The sequence below is a fragment of the Thalassospira lucentensis MCCC 1A00383 = DSM 14000 genome (genome assembly GCF_000421265.1).
In the GTDB taxonomy this organism is placed as follows: Bacteria; Pseudomonadota; Alphaproteobacteria; order Rhodospirillales; family Thalassospiraceae; genus Thalassospira; species Thalassospira lucentensis.
In genome coordinates, this window is the sequence record NZ_ATWN01000002.1 from 62,263 (window position 1) to 85,688 (window position 23,426).

Annotated in this window: 20 protein-coding genes and 1 tRNA gene; 11 read left to right on the forward strand and 10 right to left on the reverse strand. The window is 53.2% G+C overall.

Annotated features, from left to right (window positions below; genetic code table 11):
• Nucleotides 1–3: 3 nt before the first annotated feature.
• The gene (locus K355_RS0104405; protein WP_147250363.1) at nt 4–219 is read left to right on the forward strand and encodes a hypothetical protein; all 216 of its coding nucleotides are present in this window, start codon (nt 4–6) and stop codon (nt 217–219) included.
• Nucleotides 220–309: 90 nt separating this feature from the next.
• Nucleotides 310–3,012: a preprotein translocase subunit SecA gene (gene secA / locus K355_RS0104410; RefSeq protein WP_022730900.1), complete on the forward strand. Its 2,703-nt coding sequence runs from the start codon at nt 310–312 to the stop codon at nt 3,010–3,012.
• Nucleotides 3,013–3,094: 82 nt separating this feature from the next.
• Here secA and K355_RS0104420 read toward each other — a convergent pair whose 3' ends face one another.
• Nucleotides 3,095–3,994 (reverse strand): alpha/beta hydrolase, encoded by a 900-nt coding sequence (locus K355_RS0104420; protein ID WP_022730901.1) that lies wholly within the window; start codon nt 3,992–3,994, stop codon nt 3,095–3,097.
• 103 nt (nt 3,995–4,097) lie between these two features.
• Between K355_RS0104420 and K355_RS24970 the strand changes: the two genes are divergently transcribed.
• The 4 genes from K355_RS24970 (at nt 4,098) to K355_RS23110 (ending at nt 7,346) form a co-directional block, all read left to right on the forward strand.
• On the forward strand, nt 4,098–5,591 hold the full coding sequence (locus K355_RS24970; RefSeq protein WP_147250362.1) for an ankyrin repeat domain-containing protein: 1,494 nt from the start codon (nt 4,098–4,100) through the stop codon (nt 5,589–5,591).
• Nucleotides 5,592–5,669: 78 nt separating this feature from the next.
• The gene (gene mutT / locus K355_RS0104430; RefSeq protein ID WP_022730903.1) at nt 5,670–6,101 is read left to right on the forward strand and encodes an 8-oxo-dGTP diphosphatase MutT; all 432 of its coding nucleotides are present in this window, start codon (nt 5,670–5,672) and stop codon (nt 6,099–6,101) included.
• Nucleotides 6,102–6,166: 65 nt separating this feature from the next.
• Nucleotides 6,167–6,931, forward strand: a complete 765-nt coding sequence (locus K355_RS0104435) for a competence/damage-inducible protein A (RefSeq protein ID WP_022730904.1) — start codon at nt 6,167–6,169, stop codon at nt 6,929–6,931.
• 73 nt (nt 6,932–7,004) lie between these two features.
• Nucleotides 7,005–7,346 carry a hypothetical protein gene (locus tag K355_RS23110; protein WP_022730905.1) on the forward strand — a complete coding sequence of 114 codons (342 nt, stop codon included), beginning with the start codon at nt 7,005–7,007 and terminating at the stop codon, nt 7,344–7,346.
• Between the two features lie 78 nt (nt 7,347–7,424).
• Here K355_RS23110 and K355_RS0104445 read toward each other — a convergent pair whose 3' ends face one another.
• The 3 genes from K355_RS0104445 to K355_RS0104455 form a co-directional block, all read right to left on the reverse strand.
• A complete protein-coding gene (locus tag K355_RS0104445; RefSeq protein ID WP_022730906.1) occupies nt 7,425–7,676 on the reverse strand; it encodes a hypothetical protein in 252 nt (83 codons plus the stop codon).
• A 64-nt stretch (nt 7,677–7,740) separates the two neighbouring features.
• Nucleotides 7,741–8,427 (reverse strand): 5,6-dimethylbenzimidazole synthase, encoded by a 687-nt coding sequence (gene bluB / locus K355_RS0104450; RefSeq protein ID WP_022730907.1) that lies wholly within the window; start codon nt 8,425–8,427, stop codon nt 7,741–7,743.
• Nucleotides 8,428–8,560: 133 nt separating this feature from the next.
• Entirely contained in the window at nt 8,561–9,775 is a 1,215-nt protein-coding gene (locus tag K355_RS0104455; protein ID WP_245562909.1) for an autotransporter domain-containing protein, read from the reverse strand.
• 409 nt (nt 9,776–10,184) lie between these two features.
• Between K355_RS0104455 and K355_RS0104460 the strand changes: the two genes are divergently transcribed.
• Nucleotides 10,185–10,272 (forward strand) — tRNA-Leu (locus K355_RS0104460).
• 276 nt (nt 10,273–10,548) lie between these two features.
• Here K355_RS0104460 and K355_RS0104465 read toward each other — a convergent pair.
• Nucleotides 10,549–11,277: a substrate-binding periplasmic protein gene (locus tag K355_RS0104465; protein WP_033368549.1), complete on the reverse strand. Its 729-nt coding sequence runs from the start codon at nt 11,275–11,277 to the stop codon at nt 10,549–10,551.
• Nucleotides 11,278–11,586: 309 nt separating this feature from the next.
• Here K355_RS0104465 and K355_RS0104470 point away from each other — a divergent pair, with 309 nt between their 5' ends.
• Nucleotides 11,587–11,973: a hypothetical protein gene (locus tag K355_RS0104470; RefSeq protein ID WP_240626263.1), complete on the forward strand. Its 387-nt coding sequence runs from the start codon at nt 11,587–11,589 to the stop codon at nt 11,971–11,973.
• 21 nt (nt 11,974–11,994) lie between these two features.
• Nucleotides 11,995–12,270 carry a DUF3572 domain-containing protein gene (locus K355_RS0104475; RefSeq protein ID WP_022730912.1) on the forward strand — a complete coding sequence of 92 codons (276 nt, stop codon included), beginning with the start codon at nt 11,995–11,997 and terminating at the stop codon, nt 12,268–12,270.
• Nucleotides 12,271–12,288: 18 nt separating this feature from the next.
• Here K355_RS0104475 and K355_RS0104480 read toward each other — a convergent pair whose 3' ends face one another.
• Nucleotides 12,289–12,825, reverse strand: a complete 537-nt coding sequence (locus tag K355_RS0104480; RefSeq protein ID WP_022730913.1) for a GNAT family N-acetyltransferase — start codon at nt 12,823–12,825, stop codon at nt 12,289–12,291.
• A gap of 20 nt (nt 12,826–12,845) precedes the next feature.
• A complete protein-coding gene (locus K355_RS0104485) occupies nt 12,846–13,682 on the reverse strand; it encodes an undecaprenyl-diphosphate phosphatase (protein WP_022730914.1) in 837 nt (278 codons plus the stop codon).
• Nucleotides 13,683–13,947: 265 nt separating this feature from the next.
• On the opposite strand from K355_RS0104485, the gene K355_RS0104490 reads away from it, so the two are divergent.
• Entirely contained in the window at nt 13,948–15,378 is a 1,431-nt protein-coding gene (locus K355_RS0104490) for an NAD(P)-dependent oxidoreductase (protein ID WP_022730915.1), read from the forward strand.
• Nucleotides 15,379–15,407: 29 nt separating this feature from the next.
• A complete protein-coding gene (gene gltB, locus K355_RS0104495) occupies nt 15,408–19,973 on the forward strand; it encodes a glutamate synthase large subunit (RefSeq protein WP_022730916.1) in 4,566 nt (1,521 codons plus the stop codon).
• Between the two features lie 171 nt (nt 19,974–20,144).
• Here gltB and K355_RS0104500 read toward each other — a convergent pair whose 3' ends face one another.
• The 3 genes from K355_RS0104500 to K355_RS0104510 form a co-directional block, all read right to left on the reverse strand.
• Nucleotides 20,145–20,375, reverse strand: a complete 231-nt coding sequence (locus K355_RS0104500) for a hypothetical protein (RefSeq protein ID WP_022730917.1) — start codon at nt 20,373–20,375, stop codon at nt 20,145–20,147.
• 156 nt (nt 20,376–20,531) lie between these two features.
• Nucleotides 20,532–20,756, reverse strand: a complete 225-nt coding sequence (locus K355_RS0104505) for a hypothetical protein (RefSeq protein ID WP_022730918.1) — start codon at nt 20,754–20,756, stop codon at nt 20,532–20,534.
• Between the two features lie 288 nt (nt 20,757–21,044).
• A complete protein-coding gene (locus tag K355_RS0104510) occupies nt 21,045–23,402 on the reverse strand; it encodes an ATP-binding protein (RefSeq protein ID WP_022730919.1) in 2,358 nt (785 codons plus the stop codon).
• Nucleotides 23,403–23,426 lie beyond the last annotated feature (24 nt).

Genomic DNA, 23,426 nt, shown 5'->3' on the forward strand with positions numbered 1-23,426 from the left:
AAAATGAGCTACTTGCTCATGCAGATTGAAATTGAACTGAAATTATACGTTGTTTTTTTTAGATTCTCAAGCAGCAAGCCGTCAGACGTTGTTTTGCAACAGATTGCAGGGGCTCCAAAGGCAAAAGTCAGGCCTGATTTTGGGGTGAAAGGGCGAAATTTTCGCCCAGAACTGGCTAAAACCAGCCATAACATTAGCGATATTGGTTCGTTCCGTTGACAGATGGCGGGCAGGGTTCTATCTGTGATCGAGCCCCGGCCTGTGGTCGCTGCTCTATATCTGTTTATTCATTTGTTCAGGAACGTATTAATGCTCGGCTCCATCGCCCGGAAAATTTTCGGTTCTGCTAACGATCGTGAAGTCAAAGTCCTGCATGCCACGGTCGAGCAAATCAATGCCCTGGAACCCGAAGTCGAGAAACTCTCAGACGATGAACTGCGCGCCCGCACCGACTGGCTGCGCGAACGTCTGAAGAATGGCGAGACTCTCAAGGACATTTTGCCCGACAGCTTTGCGACGGTTCGCGAAGCTGCCAAACGTGTGCGCGGTGAACGTCACTATGATGTTCAGCTGCTTGGCGGCATGGTTTTGACATCCGGTAAAATCGCAGAGATGAAAACCGGTGAGGGTAAAACGCTCGTTTCGACTTTGCCGGTTTATCTGAATGCCATCGAAGGCAAGGGCGTTCATGTTGTCACGGTGAACGACTATCTGGCCCGTCGCGATGCGGAATGGATGGGCGAAGTTTATGGCTTCCTTGGTTTGACGGTCGGCGTGGTCATGCATGGCATGACCGATGATATGCGCCGTTCGGCATATGCCTGTGACATTACCTATGCGACCAACAACGAGCTCGGTTTCGATTATCTGCGCGATAATATGAAATTCCGCCTCGAAGACATGGTGCAACGTCCGTTCAACTTTGCGATCGTCGATGAAGTCGACAGCATCCTGATTGACGAAGCCCGCACCCCGTTGATTATTTCCGGTCCCGCCGAGGACAGTTCGGAGTTGTATCGCGCCATTGACGCGCTGATCCCGAAGCTGACCGAAGAAGATTATGAGAAAGACGAAAAAGCCCGCGCTGTTACCCTGACAGAAGACGGCACGGAAAATGCCGAACGTCTTCTGGGTGAAATGGGAATCCTGACCGAGGGCACGCTGTATGACGTTGCCAACGTTCACCTTGTCCATCACGTCAATCAGGCCCTGCGTGCGCACAAGCTGTTCCAGAAAGACACCGACTACATCGTCAAGGACGACAAGGTTGTCATCATTGACGAATTTACCGGTCGTATGATGGAAGGCCGTCGGTATTCCGATGGCTTGCATCAGGCACTTGAGGCCAAGGAACAGGTCAAGATCCAGAACGAAAACCAGACTTTGGCGTCGATCACGTTCCAGAACTATTTCCGTCTGTATCCGACCCTTGCGGGCATGACCGGTACGGCCATTACCGAGGCTGAGGAATTCGAGGAAATCTACGAACTTAAGGTCGTGGAAATCCCGACCCATCGCCCGATTGCGCGTAAAGACGCCGATGACGAGATTTATCGCACCGCAAATGAAAAGTGGATTGCGATTTCCGAACTTCTAGCCGACTGCCATCAACGTGGCCAACCGGCCCTTGTTGGTACGGTATCGATTGAGAAGTCCGAAATTCTGGGCGCGCTTCTCAAGGAAAAGAAAATTCCGCACGAAGTTCTCAATGCCAAGCAGCATGAACGCGAAGCCCTTATTGTTGCCCAGGCAGGTGCGCCGGGTGCCATTACGATTGCAACCAACATGGCCGGTCGTGGGACCGACATTAAGCTTGGTGGTAACGTTGAGATGCGCGTCGAGCATGAATTGGCCGATGTCACTGACGAAGCCAAACGGGCTGCTGCGATTGAAAAGATCAAAGCCGAAGTCAAAACCGATCAGCAAAAAGTTCTTGATGCTGGTGGCTTGTTCGTCATTGGGACTGAACGCCATGAATCGCGTCGTGTGGATAACCAGTTGCGTGGTCGTTCAGGCCGTCAGGGTGATCCGGGCGGGTCGAAATTCTTCCTGTCGCTTGAAGATGACCTGATGCGCATTTTCGGGTCTGAACGTATGGACGGCATGCTTCAGAAACTTGGTCTGCAGGAAGGTGAGGCGATCTATCACCCATGGATCAACAAGGCGCTCGAAAAGGCACAGCAGAAAGTTGAAGGCCGTAACTTTGACATTCGTAAAAACGTGCTGAAATTCGATGATGTCATGAATGACCAGCGTAAGGTCGTTTACGAACAGCGCCGTGATTTGATGCAGGCCAAACATGTCGCCGAAGACGTTGCCGATATGCGTGCAGAAGTCATCGAAGACATGGTCGAAAAATTCTGTCCGGTAAAAGTCTATCCCGAGCAGTGGGAAGTTGCCAGCCTGCACGAAGAAGTCACCCGTCTTCTGGGCCTCAATCTGCCGATTTCTGATTGGGTTAAGGAAGAAGGCATCGATCCTGAAGTCATGCGCGAACGGATTAGTAAGGCTGCGGACGATAAAATGGCGGCAAAGGTTGCCAATTATGGTGCCGATATCATGCGTCAGGTCGAAAAAAGTCTGATACTTCAGCTTCTGGATCAGACTTGGAAAGATCATCTTCTGGCGCTTGATCATCTGCGTCAGGGCATTGGTCTGCGCGCCTATGGTCAACGTGATCCGCTCAATGAGTTCAAGCGCGAAGCGTTTAACATGTTCGAAGGCATGCTGGTAACCTTGCGTGAACGTGTGACACAGATGCTGTCGCATGTTGAATTGCAAAGCACGCCGCGTGAAGAAGACCTTGAACCGCGCAGCACACAGCAAGAAATGCACGAAAATCTTACCGATCATACCGAAGGCGGTGATGACGGTGCCACGGTGCAGTCACGTCAGGCTGCCGGAAATGTTGACCCCAACAATCCAGCGACATGGGGCCGTGTTGCCCGTAATCAGCTCTGCCCATGTGGTTCGGGCAAAAAATACAAACATTGCCACGGTCAGCTCGGCTGATTGGATTGGCTGTGAAAAAGAAAACGCGCTTCTGAAAGGAAGCGCGTTTTTTTTTTGTTGGCGGACAGCATGATGGTTTCAATCAGGAAGCTTTGTCTTGTGCGACCAACGGTTTGTCCGAAGCGGTTGGTAAATGGACGCGCAGGAACGATGTGACCGGTTCAAGCACATCATCATTGGTTGTCAGATAGAACCCCAGTGCGATCAATGTTCCGGCATGACCTGCCTCGGGGATTTCAACCAGTTTGGTGTCCGGGGCCAATTTGGCCAGGTTACGTGAATTGCGCGGATAAACCGTATGATCGCGGGTTCCTGTGATCAGTAGCAGTGGCGGCATGTGTGTCAGGTCCATCTCGACCGGCTGACTTTTAACTGCTGGCGTGTCGCCAAAGGCAATCTGGGTTGCTTTGACGTCATAGGGATAAAAATCATACGGACCAGACAGGCCGATGATCCCGGCAATGTCACTGGCATTCATCTCAACCGCGCGCAGATAATCGGGATCCGCGACGAGCTGAACAGCGTTGTATGCACCGGCCGAGTGACCGGCAAGGATCATCGGGCCAGCAACGATCTTGCTGGGGTTCTGTTCGCCAAAATCTTTCATGAAGGCCACGGCCCGTGCGCAATCTTCGATGAATTTTGGAAAATGCACATCGGGTACGAGTCGGTAGTCGGGAATGGCAACCGCATAGCCCATCTCGGTGAAACGTTTGGCGACAAAGGCGTATTGCGCCTTGTTTCCAGCATCCCACGACCCACCATAAAACCAGACAATCAGTGGTGCGGGCGCACTGATATCGTTTGGCAGATACAGATCAAGCTTATGGCGCAGTGTATCACCATAGGCCAGATCGGCGAAGGTCGGTTGATAATCACCTGCCTGAAGCTGATTAAAGGCTGAAAGTTTGTCGCAACCTGCTAGGAACAGGGCGGCAATCAGGGCATTCGCGGTTAGTTTGAGTATACGCATTGTCACCATAAAGCAGATGCTGTTGACTGAAATGTAATACCCTATACGTAGATATTGCTCATAGGGATTGCTTTCATTTTCAAGGGAATAGGCTGTGCAGGACGCGCAAGGCTTGATTAAGACATCACGGGTGATATCGGCAGTGTTTTCGACGCTGTTTGCAGTTACGTCGTCATCGGTCGTATTCGCCACTGAAAGTGCCGGTGAAAGTGCAAATGATGCGGCCTATGAGGCAGCCATTGCCAATATGGGCGAACACCCCGATGTTGCCGAACGTATGGTCAACAAGCGCGATGATGCTGTCGGGCTGCTGGACCGGATGTTGTTTCTATTTGCCTTTAAGGACGATAGCCCGGCGCGAACCAGCGATATTCAGGCATTGCAAATCAAAATTGATCAGGCTGTCGCACCCCTAACCGATGGATACATGCGCGCGGTGGTCGGGCCAACCGTGGTCTTCGATGGCACTGCACTGAGTTTGGAGCCAACCATCGTATTGGCGTCGAGCACGGGCTACGCCAATACGCATTCTGCCTTTTACGCCATACCTTGCGTGGTTCTACAGAAAAAGCCGGAATTGCTGGATGTGACGGCCCCGATGTTTGGCGGCAATCGTGACAATTTCATGCCGCGATCAGGCTGCGTTTGGGGGCGGGGTGAAGTTGCCGATTATCCGATCGACGCCTTAAGCAGCTATATGTATGTCGCCGACGGTGCTACGGGCGATATGTTTGGCCCCAATCAGGGAAGCATTCGCTTCGCGCAGGCCGCTGCTCAGCAATGGGGTATGCAAATCGCCATGCTTGATCCGGATGCTCTATTACCGGCCCCTCCCGGATCCCGTAAACCATTTGAAGTCTGGTCTTATCTTTCGTGGGCGAACCGCGATGTTTTCAACGCCATTACCCGCGAGCTTTCCACGACCCGTAAAGCACTGATTTCCTATTGGCAGTCAAACGGGAAAGATCGTGAAACAGCAACGGAAATTGCGCGCAACACATTGTTTAGCGTCGTCTATGGTGCTGATTGCGATACGGCGGTTCCACTAAATTCCTTGCGGGTGATGTTGGTCGATGATCGCCCGCTTACCGACATTGAGAAAGTTGCCCAACAGAACACAGGGCAGGACGGTGATCTGTTTGAAAACTGTGCGGCCTATGCCGGGATTGATCCGTTGCTTCATATCGGGGTCGCCCGCCCGGAAAGCCTCGATGTGTTACGCGCAAACGGGTATTTCGACGATGTTGAAGCCCGTAACGGATTTGGCAAAACTGCATTGATGGCGGCCGCACAGCGCGGCAGTTTGACGGCGGTTAAATGGTTGCTAGATCATGGTGCCGATGTTGCCGCGCGTACCGACCCCGGCGATGAATGGCTTTATCCCCGGCATGGTCAACGTACCGCCCTTCATTACGCCGCCGCATCCGGGGCGATTGAGATTGTGAAAGTTCTGATCAAGGCCGGGGCCGAACGTAGTGCGACCGATGATTTAGGGTTTTCGGGGCGTGATTACCTTCTGGGGCGCGACGATTTACCGGGAAATGCAACAATTTCAGCCGCAGATCAGGCCGCCCTTTTGCAAATCCTTGATCCTGACGGTAAATAAGACCATGCGCCCCTTGGCGAAATCGGACTTGCGCGATAAAACAGGATCATGAGCATACAACAACAAGATAAGGGCTGCATGTCTGTTGACCTGCGCCAGGGGAAAACCCCCGAAAAAACATTGTTTGTCAGTGCGGTGGCATTGGTGGACGCGGACCACCGCGTTTTGATCGCCCAGCGCCCCAAAGGTAAATCCATGGCGGGGCTTTGGGAATTTCCCGGTGGCAAGGTCGAAGCGGGCGAAACGCCGGAAATGGCGCTTGTGCGTGAACTTAAAGAAGAGCTTGGCATCGATATCACCGAAAGCTGCCTAGCGCCGTTTACATTCGCGTCCTTCACCTATGATGATTTTCATCTGATGATGCCGCTTTATCTGTGTCGGGTGTGGAAAGGCGACATCACACCGATGGAAAATCAGCAGGTCAAATGGGTGCGCCCGGTGCGTTTGGGGGATTACCCGATGCCGCCTGCCGATGTACCGCTTGTGGCGATGTTACGCGATTTTCTCTGAGCCGTTTGCGGCTTGAATACGTATCGCTTGATACGAACAAATATGAATGAAGTTGTGGGGATATCATGTCTGATCCGGTGCGCGCCTGTTTGATCATTATCGGCAATGAAATCCTGTCGGGTCGAACCCATGACAAGAACCTGCCGTATCTGGCCGAAGAGCTTAATATCCTTGGCGTGCGACTGGCCGAAACGCGGGTTATCCCCGATATCGAACAAACCATCATCAATACCGTCAATGAATGTCGCGCCGCGTTTGATTACGTCTTTACCACCGGTGGCATTGGCCCGACCCATGACGACATCACATCCGAATGTGTTGCCAAGGCATTTGGGGTTCCGATTGAACTCAATGCCGATGCGCACGCGTTGTTGAAAAGCCATTACGAGAACCCCGAAGATTTGAACGCGGCCCGTTTGCGCATGGCGCATGTGCCCGTCGGGGCGGAACTGATTGATAATCCGATTTCAAAGGCACCCGGTTTTCGCATGGAAAACGTCTATGTCATGGCGGGGGTTCCCATGATCATGCAGGCGATGTTCCAGGGCATTAAGCACCAACTGGTCGGCGGACGTCCGATGGTGTCGCGCTCGGTTGGCGGTTATATCCCCGAAGGCACAATTGCCAAGGTTCTGGGTGAAATTCAGGGCGACTTTCCCAACACCGATATCGGTTCCTATCCGTTCCTGCGTGAAGGCAAGCTTGGGACAACCTTGGTTGTGCGCGGTGAAAATGCTGATGAGGTCAATCAGGCTTCTGAACGGATCCGAACGACGATTACTGATCAGGGACGTGATGTCATCGAAGATACCGGCGAAGTGACGGCCTGATTGTTTTTCATCAAGGCTCCAAGGGTTCAGAACGGGTAAGCTTGGTTTGATTTCCGCTTAGGGGTTCGTGCCAATGACGCCGTCAGACGACAGAAACTCTCCGCAAGATGACCCACGCAACAGCAAAGCTGCGCGTGAAGGCCGTTTGATCATTAAATTTCTGATCGAGCATACCGCCTATGGCGGATTTGGGGCGGTGGCGTTTGGCTGTCTGGTGCTGTTTTTCGATGTCGGCGGGATTTACAGTCTTGCGATGGCATCACGTGACGCGCCGATCTTCATCTTTCTGCTGTTCTTTGGCCTGTTCATCACCTTTGGCGGGATCAGCATGGGTATGGGAATTATGGGGCTGGGGAGTTTTTCCGATGATGATCGATACCGCGATGAACGCACCCGCCAACGTGACGATGACTAAGGCCTGCGGCGCGATATTTTCCGGACATGAAAAAGGCGCCAGATGATGGCGCCTTTGTTCTTGGGGCATAGGGATTGATCAGGGACGATCCGCACCGGTTTTTGACCGAATAACACGCGCGACGATCATGCCGATGATCCAACCGGCCAATGGCACGACAAAGATATAATCAAACATTGGATGTGTTGTGTCGCCGCCGGTTATTGCAAGGATGAAACCAACCCAGCCTGCCGTAAGCAAATAGCCCATAATCTTGAAATAGATCGCATTGGACAGCGTTTTCTTTTCGGGCTGCTCGGGGTTTTGTGGTTGGCCTTTGTCGGCAGACATCCTGATATTCCTTGTGCGTGGTTATTGTGTTGTGTGCGGCTGTGCGTGGGTATGCACGTTGGCTTTATCGTTCGAGGGTGAGGGCGCTGGGGTCAATGCGGTCCTGCCAACCTTCGCGGACCAGTTCAGGGACAACATGGTCTTCTTCCGGATAGCCGATGCAAAGATAGGCAATCAGGCGCCAGTGTTCGGGCACTTCAAGCGTTTCTTGAACGGTTTTGGGTTCAAGGATGGACACCCAGCCAACGCCGATCCCTTTGACCCGTGCTGCCAGCCACAAAAGCTGTACGGCGGCCACTGCCGAATAATCAAGCATCTCGGGCATGGTTTTGCGCCCCAGTCCCATGCCGGCCTCGGTTTGTTCGTCGGCAAAAACCGCAAGCTGCACCGGTGCCTGATCCATGCCCTGTAGTTTAAGGGATGCATAAAGCTTGGCGCGTTCACCGTGATACTCGTTAAGCGCTTCCTGATTGGCGCGCTCAAAACTGTCGCGGATGGCTTTGCGACGCGTTGTGTCATTGACCTTTACAAAGCGCCACGGCTGACAATTGCCAACCGACGGGGCAAGGCAGGCTTCCTTGATCAATCCGTCAATATCGTCTTTTGGGATCGGGTCGGTGCGAAACCGCCGCACGTCCCGCCGCCACAGCAAAAGATCGATAAACTGCCTTTGAAATTCTCGATCAAAGACCGGCGGCGTCAGGGCATCTGTACCCGTGTCGTCAGGGGTTTTGATATCGGGCGTGGTCATGCGCAAACCTGCTGGAATTGGCGTTTGTATACTCAGGTGTGCACCCTACCTGTCAGATTGATCCGCGCCAATAGCTAGATGCCTGTCACAGCCGCAATCAGCCATTCTCTAAACACTCAATTGAGTTCAGAACCTAGAATTTGAAATCGACGGTGACGAGGCCCGAATAGTCACTGTGCTGGATCTCATATGTGAATTTCCGACGCATTTCAAAACTGACCTGACCGGGGAATTTACCCCATTCGTGGGTCATGCCGCCCCCTGTTTCAAGATAAATGTTGGTACTTTCCGTGTTGATATAGGGGCTTAACGTGCCATAGCCACGGGGCAATTCTTCGGTCATGGAGAATTCAGAACGAATTCCTTCCAGCATTTCGCTATCTGTTGCCCGTTCGCGGAAGCCCTGAATGCTCATGCCAAAGTTCATCGGGTCATAGATATATTCGCTGCCGGCAAAATATCGGGTTGATCCACTGCGACCATAATCCTGATTCATCATCGCAATGGTTTCTTCCTGCCCGGCAAAGGGAATAATCCGATGGTTTCCCATAGATATGCGATAGCGGGCTTCGGCGACCGCATCAAATAGCTGGGTGTAGGCGGTGTTTTCCGGGATCATGCTGCCGTCGGTCGCGCGCGCAGATTTGACATTTTCGCGTGCGGTGATCATGTCGCCGTCAAGCTGAACTGTAAGTGGCAGGCTGCCAAATTCATATTCCGAGCCAAACCCGATGGAGTTTGAAATTGTGGTGCTTTCAAGTGCTTCGGCATAGCGAAGAGTATCGGGCCCTGTGCCGATAGCAGACTGGCTGATGGTGCTTTCGCCAAAGCTGACACTGCCGCGCAGATTAAGCCAATCGGTCATGCGCGCCACGAAATAGGGTGAAACTGCCAGATTGCTTTCGCGATATTCCAACTGCCGTGCGCCAGACTCGCCAGCCGTACTGCCCCAGCCAACGCCAAGACCCAGCACCAAACCATCGGCCACCAGATAGTCGACCCCGCTATCAATCGAAACGGTGTCGCCGCTCAATCCGGGGTCATATCCTGTGCCGGCGATCCGGTTTTCAATATCGGCCTGATTGCCGACAACCCATATGCTCAGCGGCACACTTGCGGAGCGTGATTGTGTTGGGAAGGTTCCTGCAGCACTGTCAAAATCAATTTTTTGGGCCAGCGACCGTAAAGCCGCCCGGCCTCCGAATGCTTCTAGAGTAGTCTCATCTCCTGTACCAAGTTCAAGTGCTGTTGCCGGTTGGGCCTCGGCCGGGATCGAATCGTCGAGCATCAACGGTCCAAGCGTGCTGTCATAAAGGTCCTCGTCCATTTTATCGTAAAGCCGGTTCATATGACGTCGCCGGTTATTGGCCCGGTTCAAGGTTTCACTGCGTAAAATGGGGGTGTCGGGGCGCGCGCCACTGTTTCCGGCCAAAGCCAGAGGAACAAATTCAGCTATGCCACTACGGTGCAAATACAAGGCCGTTGAAGCCATGCACACCGAAGCAATCAGGACAGTTGGCAAGGGCCTGTGCATATGTGTCAGCGCGTTGTAATTACCGGTACGCTGCATGCTGGCGATGAAATGTGCACCTAATATGGAGAAAGGCAGGCAATCATGCCGCATTGACATCAGGCGCAAGGATGGAAAAGGATCAAATTCACCAACCATCACCAAAAGCGGCAATAGGATGTTGCACCAACGTCAAAGCCGCGCTAGAACCCTGATCTGCCGGTGCCAAAGCCGGATGTCGCGCGTTGCGGGCGTGGCGAAATTGGTAAACGCAGCGGACTTAAAATCCGCCGGTCCTAAAGACTTTGCCGGTTCAAGTCCGGCCGCCCGCACCATCATCCCAAATTACGAATAAACAAATTTCTGGGTTCCTCGGCCATGGGCGATGTGGCCGATGCGGCACTGCCACGAAATAACCCGTTTTAACCCATAGATTGAATTGTGAGTCCAATGCCGACTGTCGGTATTGGGGCTTCAACCTTGGTTGAAACAGGAGACTAAGATGATTCATCTGGTTGCTTTTGGCATTATTGCCGCGACGGCATTGTTCGCATCCTGATCTGATTGTTGGCATCTTGTATGCTCAACACATCAAAGCATTTACTGCACAGTTAAAGCGCGTTCGAATTGACCTGTTGAATGATCGGTTTTGGACGGCTTTTTGTGATGTGCTGGCGAAGGTGGCGCATGTCTATTTGCGTTGCCGGTGACATTGCAAAATAGAAGGTTTGCGTCGTAACCGGCTCGGAACTGACGTGTATCATCTCGGCAAGTTCCGGGTAGGTGTGAAGCAGGCTGTCTAAGACAGCCTTCTCCATCAACCCACCATCCGCACGGTTGCTTGCGACCATCCGCAGGATCGTCAAATCATCGACAACCTCAATGGTGTCGACATCTTGACGACGGCTCTCAAACAGATCTCCATACCAGTATCCTGCACCAAGTGCGATGCGATGGTGCCAAACCTGCGATGCTTCCAATGGAGCGTCGCGGTGTGACAGCAGAACTGTGTCGCTGATCAGGATGGGAAACTCGTATTCCAGGCCGTATGTCTTTGCCTGCCCCTCTTCGGCGCAAAATATGACGTCGACATTGCCACTGCGTGCGGCTTCTATGGCGCGTTTCCAGGGAAAGACGTCGATGCGAACCGAATAGCCAAAGCCCTGCAATAGGTCCTCGACATAATCAACAAGAATACCACCGGGCTTTTCCCCATCAACGACATAGGGCGGCCACGGGCTGCAGGCCGCAATGATGTTTTCGCCATCCGCAAATGCGCTAACAGGGGCCATCGGCAAGGCAAATAGCAGAAACCGTAATCGGTGAAGAAGGCGGATCATCTGCTGGTCCATGAAAATGTGAGAAGAACTGTATGTATGCCCGATCAGCAGAAGTTTTTAGGCGCAAGGTATCTAAAAAAGTGGGCTGATCTGCGCCTTTGTTGCCAAGTAATTGTTTTTGCGCCCGGAATGCAAATGGCATGAGTTCGAAAAATTTTATCAGATGCCGCATGGGCTCTTTGATTGGAAAATGCGCGGTAAGCTGTGACGAGATGCACAGTTTGATTTGGTTTACCGGATTTAAATCGGTTGGGCATATGAACAAGGGAAAGCTGCAGGTGGCGCAATGATGGAAGTGACCCATTGAACATGATCGATAAAGAAGACGAAGGACCACGCAAGAAAGAGCGGATCGGCAAATATGTCGTTCCCGAGGAGCGTGCGGCCAATATCGTCAAACAGCTCGATGAGTTCTTGCGTAAAGGACCCAGTAAGGGACTTAAATATTCCCGTTGGCAGCAACTGGCTTGGTATGAAGTTGTCGATGAAATCAAGCGCGCCGAAGCGGCCCAGAAAAATCAGGACACTCTGACCAAATCGGCATTCCTTAGTCTGGCGATTGGTTTTGGCACGGTTGGCTTTTGGGGACTTGTTTTATTGGCGGGAAACGGTCTTGGTGGTATTGCCGCAGGCGTGATTGTTATCGCCGGGCTTGTGATCTGGCGGGCGATGGCCAAGGCAAACTGGTTTAAATGACCCTGTTGGGTGGGAAACACGATGAATAAGGACGCAGCTGAAACACTCGCCATTCAGGCCGTGGCGCATATCGCCGGTGATGAAGAACTGTTGCAGGGGCTTTTGGCGCAAACCGGCATGGGGCTTGATGACCTGCGTAAGGGCATTGCGACAAACGAAGTGCAGCTTGGCGTGCTTGACTTTTTACTGTCGCACGAGCCATTTCTGATGCGCTTTGTTGATTTGTCTGATTATGCCCCCGAAGACCCGGCCCGTGCGCAACTGGTCCTGTCTGGTGGGCCGATCTGGCAGGACTGATCGGCCTTGAGGCCGGTGTCAGGCAATGATGGATGGATGTGGCGTGATGTCGGGGCGCGGATCGGTTCGCAGTAACCCGTAAATAACCGAGTCACGTATACCAATATGGGTTTCCCATTCACCGCGAAGTTGCCCTTCGCGCGTAAATCCCAGTTTTTCAAATGTCTTTAGGGACGCGTGATTGTCCGGGTCAATATCGGCATACACACGCCGTGCAGTTGTCGTCGCAAACAAGAACCCAATCGCATAAGACAATCCGCGTGCGGCAAAGTTTTGTCCGCGTGCCGCCGGTGCAACCATGCAGGCCGCTTCCCAAACATTTGGATCACGACCGATATTATAAAGCGATATCCGCCCAACAGCCGGACCATCTTTGGTCGGTGCGATGGTCCATGATGTTGCCTCGAAACCGTCGGTCCAGGATTTCAGTTTGGCAATAGTCGTTTTGACATCTGGAAAGGCCGGGTCAGGCAGCCACGTGCAGCAATCTGGGTTTCCAAAAATCGCATGTAGTGCCGGACCATCGGCAATCGGATTAAGCGGACGCATATACATTGGTAAGGGCTTTGTCGTGATTAGTTCAGAAAGCCAAGGCTGATCGGGGCTTGGTCATACACGTAAACCCAGACAAGCAAACCGCCGCCCAGAAGAATTCGATAAATGGCAAACGGCGTGAAAGTCGACCGTTTCAACCAGTTCATCAGAACTGCAATGGCAATCAGGGCAGTGATGAACGATAGGCCCGCCGCCAAAAACACGTCTCTGGTCAGGGCCATGTCACCTGATTGCTGCACATCGATACCTGCCAGAAGGCCAGCACCCAGAATTACCGGGATCGACAACAGCATGGAAAACTGCGCTGCGTCAGATCGTTCATAGCCCATGAAGCGCGCCGCTGTCATGGTGATGCCCGACCGGCTTGTCCCTGGAACAAGGGCAAGAACCTGCGCCATGCCGATAAACAAGGCACCGCCCCAGCGCATGTGCTCAAGACGGTTGATGGTCATGCCGATCTTATCGGCAATCCAAAGCACAAGCCCGAAGCCAAGTGTCGTCCAGGCAATGACTGCCACAGAACGCATCTGTTCCTCGATGCCCGAAACCTTGAAATAGAAGCCAATCGCGACAACCGGAATGGTGGCGAGGATGATGTGCAGTGCGAGTCGCGCGCCAGAATTGATCCGACCGGACAAAAGAACAAAGACTCCGCCGATCATGGCGAAAACATCACGCCAGAAATAGATCAACACAGCGGCAAGTGTGCCGACATGAACCGATACATCTACCAATAAACCCTGATCTGCTGCACCCGTCAGGGCAGGGGCAAGGATCAGGTGTCCCGAAGAACTGATGGGCAGGAATTCCGTGATCCCCTGGACGACTGCCAGAAGAATTATATGTTGTAACGTCACTCCGGCCTCTATGGCTGTTCTCGGCAAAAACTCATCGCTTATAGCAGTTTAGCCCGATTTGGCGAAATGCATTAATAGTACCATTTTGGTACTAATGAAACTTTATTACGGGGGAGTTCTCTGGGGTTCTCTGGGTATTTAGAATCGTCGCAGTATGATATATGTCAGCATTGGTGACCTAATGTGCATTTAATGCTGGATTCTTGGGTATTTGCCACGTATATAAAGCGAAACCCGCAACATAAAACCCTTCCAGAGGGCCGCCATGACAGAGAAGATGCTGACATTTGTTCATTTAGAACAAAAATATCCGCACAAAAGAGATGCCTCCGCGCGTCGGACGGACTTTGATGAGATTTATGAGCCTTTCGAGGACAGCTCGGCCGCCGATCAAGCGTCGCGTTGTTCGCAGTGCGGTGTGCCGTTCTGTCAGGCGCATTGTCCGTTGTACAATAACATCCCCGACTGGCTGAGCCTGACGACCGCTGGGCGCCTTGAAGAAGCCTATGCCATTTCGGCGGCGACCAACAATATGCCGGAAGTCACGGGTCGTATTTGCCCGCAGGATCGCCTGTGCGAAGGTAATTGCGTGATCGAACAGTCAACGCATGGGGCAGTGACCATCGGGTCTGTTGAAAAATACATCACCGATACCGCCTTTGCCAACGGTTGGGTCAAACCGCCCAAACCGGCCACTGAAAACGGCATGTCTGTCGGGATCATTGGCGGGGGTCCCGGTGGGATGGCTGCGGCTGAACAGCTGCGCCTTAAAGGATATGAAGTCCATATCTATGACCGTTATGACCGCATTGGTGGTCTTCTGGTTTATGGTATTCCGGGCTTCAAGCTTGAAAAAGATGTTGTTGAGCGCCGTGTGAAACTGCTCGAAGAAGGTGGTGTTGTCATGCACACCGAATTCGAAGTAGGTCGTGACGCATCGCTTGAAGACCTCCGCCGCAAACATGACAGCGTTTTGATCGCAACCGGTGTTTACAAGGCGCGTGACCTCAAATTACCGGGCGTTGGTTTGTCCAACATCTATCCGGCACTGGAATATCTGACCACATCGAACCGTCATGGACTGGGGGACAGTGTCCCGGCCTATGAAGACGGAACACTCAACGCCAAGGACAAGAATGTTGTCGTGATTGGTGGCGGGGATACCGCCATGGACTGTGTCCGTACCGCGATCCGTCAGGGGGCGAAATCGGTCAAATGTCTGTATCGCCGTGACCGTGCCAATATGCCGGGCTCCCAGCGCGAAGTTGCCAATGCCGAAGAAGAAGGCGTTGAATTCGTCTGGTTGACCAACCCCGAAGCATTCGTTGGTGACGACAAGGTAACCGGTGTTCGTGCGATTAAAATGCGCCTTGGTGCCCCGGATGCTGGCGGACGTCAGAGCCCGGAAATCATCGAGGGATCAAACTACACCATGGATGCCGACATGGTGATTACCGCTCTTGGGTTTGAACCGGAAGACTTGCCGACCCTGTTTGATGCACCGGAACTTGGCGTGTCGCGTTGGGGAACCGTCAAAATCGATTTCCGCTCGATGATGACCAATCTTGATGGGGTGTTTGCTGCTGGTGACATCGCACGCGGCGCATCGCTTGTTGTTTGGGCAATCCGTGATGGCCGTGATGCGGCAGACCGGATCGATGAATATTTGCTGGCGCGCAAAGAAGCTGCTGCTTAAGCCCGCTGCCGCATGAGGAGAGAGACGTTATGAACAAAATCGTTCAGGACAAAGTATTGCAAGGCACGGGTGCTGTTGAGATCGCCCGCTTTGAAAAGAACGCTGCCTATCTTGAGGCAAGCGGCATGTATGATCCGGCAGAAGAACACGCCAACTGTGGCGTGGGTCTTGTCGGGGCGATTGACGGCAAACCGCGTCGCGAAGTTGTCGAAGCCGGGATTGAGGCGCTCAAAGCCATCTGGCACCGTGGTGCTGTTGATGCCGACGGTAAAACCGGCGATGGCGCAGGCATCCACCTTCAGATTCCGCAGGATTTCTTTAAGGCATATCTTAAAGTTATCAATCAGGAAGCCCCGGAAAGCCTGATCGCGGTTGGTCAGGTCTTCTTGCCGCGTATCGATATGGCCGCACAGGAACGTTGCCGTGCGATTGTCGAAACCGAAATCCTCAAACAGGGCTATGGTATTCTTGGCTGGCGTCAGGTTCCGGTTGATGTTTCGGTCATCGGTGAAAAAGCCAATCAGACCCGCCCGGAGATCGAGCAGGTCCTGATTGGCGTGCGTGATGATGTTGATGAAGAACAGTTCGAAATCGATCTGTATGCCATCCGTCGCCGCATCGAAAAAGCCGTCCTGTCCGAAGCGATCAAGGACTTCTATATCTGTTCGATGTCGTGCCGTTCGGTCATCTACAAAGGCATGTTCCTGGCCGAAGACGTCGATACCTTCTATCCGGATCTGCGCGATGAGCGGTTCGTTTCAAACTTCTGTGTTTATCATCAGCGCTATTCGACCAACACTTTCCCAAGCTGGCCGTTGGCACAGCCGTTCCGCGTTCTGGCCCACAACGGCGAGATCAACACGCTGCGCGGTAACGTCAACTGGATGAAAAGCCACGAAGCACGCATGGCCCATGATGCGTTCGCCGAAAGCATCGATGACCTCAAGCCGGTCATTCAGCCGGGGTCATCTGACTCCGCGGCTTTGGATGCGGTGTTTGAATTGATGGTGCGTGCGGGCCGTGACCTGCCGATGGTGAAAACCATGATGGTGCCGGAAGCCTGGTCGAAAAAGGCCTCCACACCAGACAGCTATAAAAACCTCTATGCCTATTGCAACGCCGTGATGGAGCCGTGGGACGGCCCGGCAGCCTTGGCTGCCTATGGCGGCAAATGGCTGATGGGGGGCACGGACCGTAACGGTTTGCGTCCGCTGCGCTATGCGGTAACGGGCAATGGTCTTCTGATTGCCGGTTCCGAAGCGGGAATGGTGCATATCGACGAAGAAAGCTGCATTGAAAAAGGCCGCCTCGGCCCGGGACAGATGATTGCGGTCAACCTTGAAGAAGGCAAACTGTTCCACGATGGTGAGCTCAAAGACCGTCTGGCAAATCGTCGCGACTGGTCGAAATGGGTCGGTCGGACCAAGGTCCTTGATGACCTGATTTCACCTGATCGCATCGAACCGGCACACATTAAAAAAGAACATCTTCTGCGGTTGCAGAAATCAATGGGCCTGACCCACGAAGACCTCGAACTGATCCTTCATCCGATGGGTGAAGACGGTAAGGAAGCCATCGGTTCGATGGGTGATGATACCCCGCTTGCGATCCTGTCGGATCGGTATCGTGGTTTGCATCATTTCTTCCGTCAGAACTTCTCGCAGGTGACCAATCCGCCGATCGATTCCCTTCGTGAAGCCCGCGTCATGAGTCTGAAAACCCGTTTGGGCAACCTTGGAAACATCCTTGATGAGGATGAAAGCCAGTGTGATCTGCTGCAGCTCGAAAGTCCGGTTCTGACCAATGCCGAATATGACGCGATGCGCGGTTATATGGGCGACACGGCGGTCGAAATTGACACCACCTTTGATATCAATGGTGGCAAGCTTGCCTTGCGCGAAGCAATTTCACGCATTCAGCGCGAAGCCGAAGAGGCTGTGCGCGGCGGGGCATTGCACGTTATTCTGACCGACGAAGGTATTTCTGAAACCCGTGCGGCCATCCCGATGGTTCTGGCGACCGGTGGCGTTCATAGTCATCTGGTGAAAACGTCGCTTCGGACATACATCTCGCTCAATATTCGCTCGGCGGAATGCATGGATGTGCATTACTTTGCCGTTCTGATCGGTGTTGGCGCGACCACGGTCAATGCGTATCTTGCGCAGGAAGGTTTGCTTGATCGCTATGCACGTGGCCTGTTCCCGAATGTCGCGGGCAGCGTCGAAGTTATGCAGCGTTTCAAGGCCGCGATTGATGCCGGTTTGCTCAAGATCATGTCGAAAATGGGCATTTCGATCATCAGTTCCTATCGCGGGGGCTATAACTTCGAAAGTATTGGTCTGTCACGGTCCTTGGTGGCGGAATTCTTCCCGGGTATGCCGTCGCGCATTTCTGGTATTGGCCTGCAAGGGATTCAGCGTCGCTGCATCGCCCAGCACAAAGAAGCCTTTAACGGTAATGTTGTGACCTTGCCGGTCGGTGGTTTGTATAAATACCGCCGTTCAGGCGAGCGCCATGTCTGGACCGGTCCGCTGATCCATACGTTGCAGTCGGCCGTTACCACCGGCAGCTACAACACGTTCCGCAAATTCTCCGAAGGTTTGAGGTCGCGTGAACCGCTGCATCTTCGTGATTTGCTTGATTTCCGCAGTGACCGCAAGGCCGTCCATCAGGACAAGGTCGAAAGCATCACCGAAATCCGCAAGCGGTTCGTCACCCCGGGCATGTCCCATGGCGCACTATCGACCGAGGCCCACGAGGCCCTTGCGATTGCCATGAACCGGATCGGTGCAAAATCGAACTCCGGCGAAGGTGGTGAATCGCGTGAACGTTTCCGCCCCCGTGCGAACGGCGATAATGCGCGCTCCTCGATCAAACAGGTTGCCTCGGGCCGCTTTGGCGTGACGGCGGAGTACCTTAATAACTGCGAAGAAATTCAGATCAAGGTTGCCCAGGGTGCAAAACCGGGCGAAGGTGGTCAGCTTCCGGGCTTTAAGGTTACCGTCGAAATCGCACAACTGCGTAATGCAACGCCGGGTGTGACCCTGATTTCGCCGCCGCCGCACCATGATATTTACTCGATCGAAGATCTTGCACAGTTGATCTATGACCTCAAACAGATCAACCCGCGCTGTAAGGTTTGCGTCAAGCTGGTATCGCGGTCTGGCGTTGGCACGATTGCGGCCGGTGTAGCCAAAGCCAAAGCCGACGTGATCCTGATTTCCGGTTATGACGGTGGTACGGGTGCGAGCCCGCAGACCTCGATCAAATATGCCGGTATTCCTTGGGAAATGGGCCTGTCGGAAGTCAACCAGGTCCTGACACTCAATAACCTGCGCAGCAAGGTCAAACTGCGCGTCGATGGCGGGTTTAAAACCGGCCGTGACGTGGTGATTGGCGCGATGCTGGGGGCTGAGGAATTCGGTATCGGTACCGCGTCTCTGATCGCACTTGGCTGTATTATGGTGCGTCAGTGCCATTCAAATACCTGCCCGGTGGGTGTCTGTACGCAGGACCCGGCACTGCGGGCGAAATTCGTCGGTACGCCAGATAAGCTGGTCAATCTGTTCACCTTCATGGCTGAGGAAGTCAAAGACGTTCTGGCCGAACTTGGCTATGACAAGCTTGAAGATGTGATTGGTCGCTCCGAGCTGCTTCAGCAGGTTCATCGTGGTGCAAAAGACCTCGTTGACCTTGATTTGAACCCGCTTCTGGCACAGGCCGATGCTGGCGGTCATGCACGTTTCTGCACGACGGTTGGCCGGAACGAAGTGCCTGACACCCTTGATGCCCAGATGATCAAGGATGCCCGTCCGCTACTTGAAGACGGCGAAAAGATGCAGTTGCAGTACAACATCCAGAATACCCAGCGTGCCATCGGTACGCGGATGTCGTCCCTGATCACGCAGAAATACGGCATGACCGGCCTGAAACCGGGTCACCTGCATGTGCGTCTGCGTGGGTCGGCTGGTCAGTCGCTTGGTGCCTTTGCCGTGCAGGGGCTTAAAATCGAAGTTCAGGGCGATGCCAACGATTACGTTGGTAAGGGGCTTTCGGGCGGAACAATTGTTCTGCGTCCGCGCCCAAGCAGCCCGCTTAAGACCAACGAAAACACCATCATCGGCAACACCATTTTGTATGGGGCGTCGGCCGGGAAACTGTTTGCAGCCGGTCAGGCCGGGGAACGTTTCTGTGTGCGCAACTCCGGTGCAACGGTTGTTGTTGAGGGCTGTGGTTCGAACGGTTGTGAATATATGACCGGCGGTACGGCTGTGATCCTTGGCTCGGTCGGTGAAAACTTTGGTGCCGGCATGACCGGTGGCATGGCTTTCATCTATGACGTCAATGGCACATTCGCCGATGTCGTCAATGACGGCTCCATTCTTTACCAGCGCATTGAAACCCAGCATTGGGACGAACAGTGCCGGGCCCTGATCGAGGAACATGTTGCAGAAACCGAAAGCGGTTATGCACGCACCATCCTTGATAACTGGGATCGTGAACGCGGTCACTTCTGGCAGATCGTGCCAAAGGAAATCGTTGATAAGCTGGAACACCCTATTCGCTCGATGAGCGAAGACCAGGCAACTGCGTGATCTGATCACGCTTTTGCGCAAGCTCCCTTGTCCAACACACCTGGACAAATAAACTGGCCCCGTACTTCGGTACGGGGCTCTTTTCTTTGCCCGCAACGGTCAGGGATGCAAAAAGGCGGGTCAGAAATGGCCCGCCTTTTTATATGGTGCAGTGTAAAAGAAACCCGCGCTCTAAAGCAGGATGTTGAGATATGTGCCGCGCCGGGCATTGTGGTCGATCTGATCGGTGGCGATCAGGTTGCGCAGGCGCGCAAGCTGGGCGGCGATAAAGCTGTCAGGCGATGGCTGATCGGGAAGTGATGGCATGCGCCCACGGGCGCGCAACGCGCCATCCTGTCGGGTCGTGCGCGCATCCTGCAGGCCTGTTTGGGATGTTCCAGTACCAATTCTATTGGTGGGCATCTTACCGCTGACAATGTGGTTCAGGTTCTAAACTGCCTAATCCTACCATGGGCGTCGTGGTTTGTCATGAACAGGACGCTTGCGATGGCAGCTTGCCACGCAGACAGAAAAAAGGGTGGCGACTGCCACCCTGGAGGAAGCTAACGAGAGGGAAAATCACGTTAGGATATTAACATTCGTACCGCGTGCGCCGCGTGTTTCGAGCGGCTGGTGTTCTGTCACAATAGAACCAATGGTTTTGGCAAGGCTGGTTGCCTTGTTAATCGCGCCTTCAGCGGCGGCAAACGGCAGTGACGGGCTTGCGCCACCCTGCGGCGTAATCGCCTCGTTAACAGCCTGTGCTGCGGCACTTAATCCTGAACCCTGAACTGAACCAACCATTCTGACCTCATTACATTACCGGGAGGGGACATTTACCCATCGCAGGAGGTGATTAAATCTCTAGCTCCTAGAGTATGGGTTCAGTATGTCAAAAAATGTGATGGCTGTCACACTTGGGCAAGCCCCGTGCAAATGGGGGTGTGTAACCACATGCAATACAACGATTTCGCCCGGTCAAAATGGAAAGAATTTTTTAACCTTTTGCCAAGATATCGGCCCAAAAGGTGTGGAAAAGCCCCAAGACTCGACCCCAAAAATCATTGCAAGACCGGTTTCCGTCGATTTTCCTTAGCTGCTTTGGCGTTCCGCGCGAAGTGCTAGGGCATCGTGGATGGCTTTTTGAAGTTGTGCCGGGCGGAAGGGCTTTTTGATAAACACATAATTGCCCAGAAGCTTATCAAGCTCCTTGCGTGACCGTGCAGGGAAGCCGGACATGAAGACAACGGCGTATTGCGGGTTTTGGCGCAATGCTTCGATGATCAATTGCGGGCCACTGCGCCCTGACATGACAACATCGGTCAGGATCACGTCGATCTTGTTGGTGTCATCGGTGGCCTTAAGGATTTCAAGCGCCTCTTCTGTGCTTTTGGCCGAAACGGCCTTAAATCCGGCATCCTCAAGGATGATGCCGGCAGTTGTGCGTAACGACTGCTCATCATCAACCACCAGAATGCGTTCGCCATTGCCCGGAATGCTGTCGATGATGTCTTTCGACTGGGTGGCTTCCTCGGTGGCTTCGACGCGCGGTAGATAGACCGAGAAGGTTGTTCCTTCGCCTTCGACGGTTTCTACATTGATAAAGCCATGGGCTTCTTCAACCCAGCTATGAACAATCGAAAGTCCAAGCCCCGTGCCTTTACCCGGTTCCTTGGTGGAAAAGAACGGCTCGAAAATGTTTTCCAGAATATCATCAGGGATGCCGATGCCGGTATCCTGCACCGTGATGACAACAAACTTTCCAGAAGCATTATCGGGATAGGTTTCTTCGTCATCATCGCCGGTGCGTTGTGCCAACGGCGCAATCTCAACACTGCGCGAAGAAATTTGCAGTGTGCCACCGTCAGGCATGGCATCGCGGGCATTGATCGCAAGGTTCAACAGGCAGGCTGAAAGCTGTGTCGGGTCAACGCGGGTGTGAAGCTCCGGCTCGTTCGACCAGATCTGAAGTTCAATCCGGTGTTCAAGCAACGTGATCAGCAGCTTTTCCATCTCGGAAAAAACGCTGTACACACGGACATTGGTTGGCTGATCAATGCGACGGCGCGAGAACATCAAAAGCTGATCGGCAACACTGGTGGCGCGTTCACCCAGTGAAATCACGTGATCAAGGTATTCTTTTACGCGATCCGGGTTGTCGATCTTGGCACGTGCAACTTCGGCAAAACTCAAAATACCCGCAAGGCAGTTGTTAAATTCATGCGCAACCCCACCGGCCATTTGCCCAACAGCCTCAAGCTTCTGCGACGTTGCCAATTGGCGTTGCAGTGCCTGTTGTTCCTCGGTTGCCCGGCGTTGTGACGTAATGTCACTGCCCGTACCGCGATACCCTTTGAACGTGCCATCAAGTTCAAAGACGGGAACACCATTGATGCGCCCGAAATGCTTTTCGCCTTGGCGCGATGTCCATGAAAATTCGATGTTCTGGAACGCCATATGGGCCGACAAACGTGAATTAAGATACCGCCATCCATCCTGATCTTCGGAATGAAGTCCCAGTTTGTCAAAAGACTGGCCCTGCGGCGATCCGTTGATTTCTTCGATCAGCTGATAGAATTTATAGGACGCAAAAGCGATTTTAAGGTCCGCGCCCATTTCCCAATACCAGTCGGCCGATGACAGGGTGAAATCGCGAAACCGTTCTTCGCTGTCACGTAAGGCATCCTGTGCGATCTGATGCTGGAGGGTTCGCCGCTCAAGGCTTTCGGCCATGGCATTAAGGCCACGTTCCAACGTGCCGATTTCGTCCCGTCCCATCGGCGTCAGCCGCGAACTTAGCTTGCCAATCTGGATGTTATTAACAAACTGGGCGGCCGTAATCAGGCGCTTAAGCACGGTTTGCTGGGTGAACAGAAAAATCAGTGCCGATGTCAGCAAGATGCACATGGCAGAACCAATCAGCAAAACCGATTGCATCTGTCGTTGGCTTGCTTCAAGGCCTTGGGTCGATACCTTGAAATAGGCATACATAAACGGCTGATTGGCATTAAGCGTAAACAGCGGGGTGATACTGACCATGTTGCGGCCACTGCTGTCATCGCTGGTAAACAGGACCTCCTCGGTCATGTCGGCGCGCAATTCATCCTTGGGGAAATCGGGCAGCTCCTTGACCGAACGGCCGATCATCATAGGATCCATCGTGTGATAGATGGTCCCATCAAAACCGATCGCCATTGCCTCCTGCACATGGGGGCCCAGCAGAAGTTCCATCTGATCTGGATCGCTGATGACCGAGATTTTAAGCTGCTCGTCCTGAATTAATCGACCGGGTGCGCTGATTTGTTCGGCAATGCGTCGATCAATTTCCGCGCCAAAATACTGAACATAATACCCGCCAAAAAGCCCGAGCAGAATGGTCTCAACGATCACAATCGAAAGTGCGATCTTGAAAACCAGACTGCCGATCATCCGGTCCAACAGCTTCTTCACGCGGTTATTTTCCCCCTGTCCTCA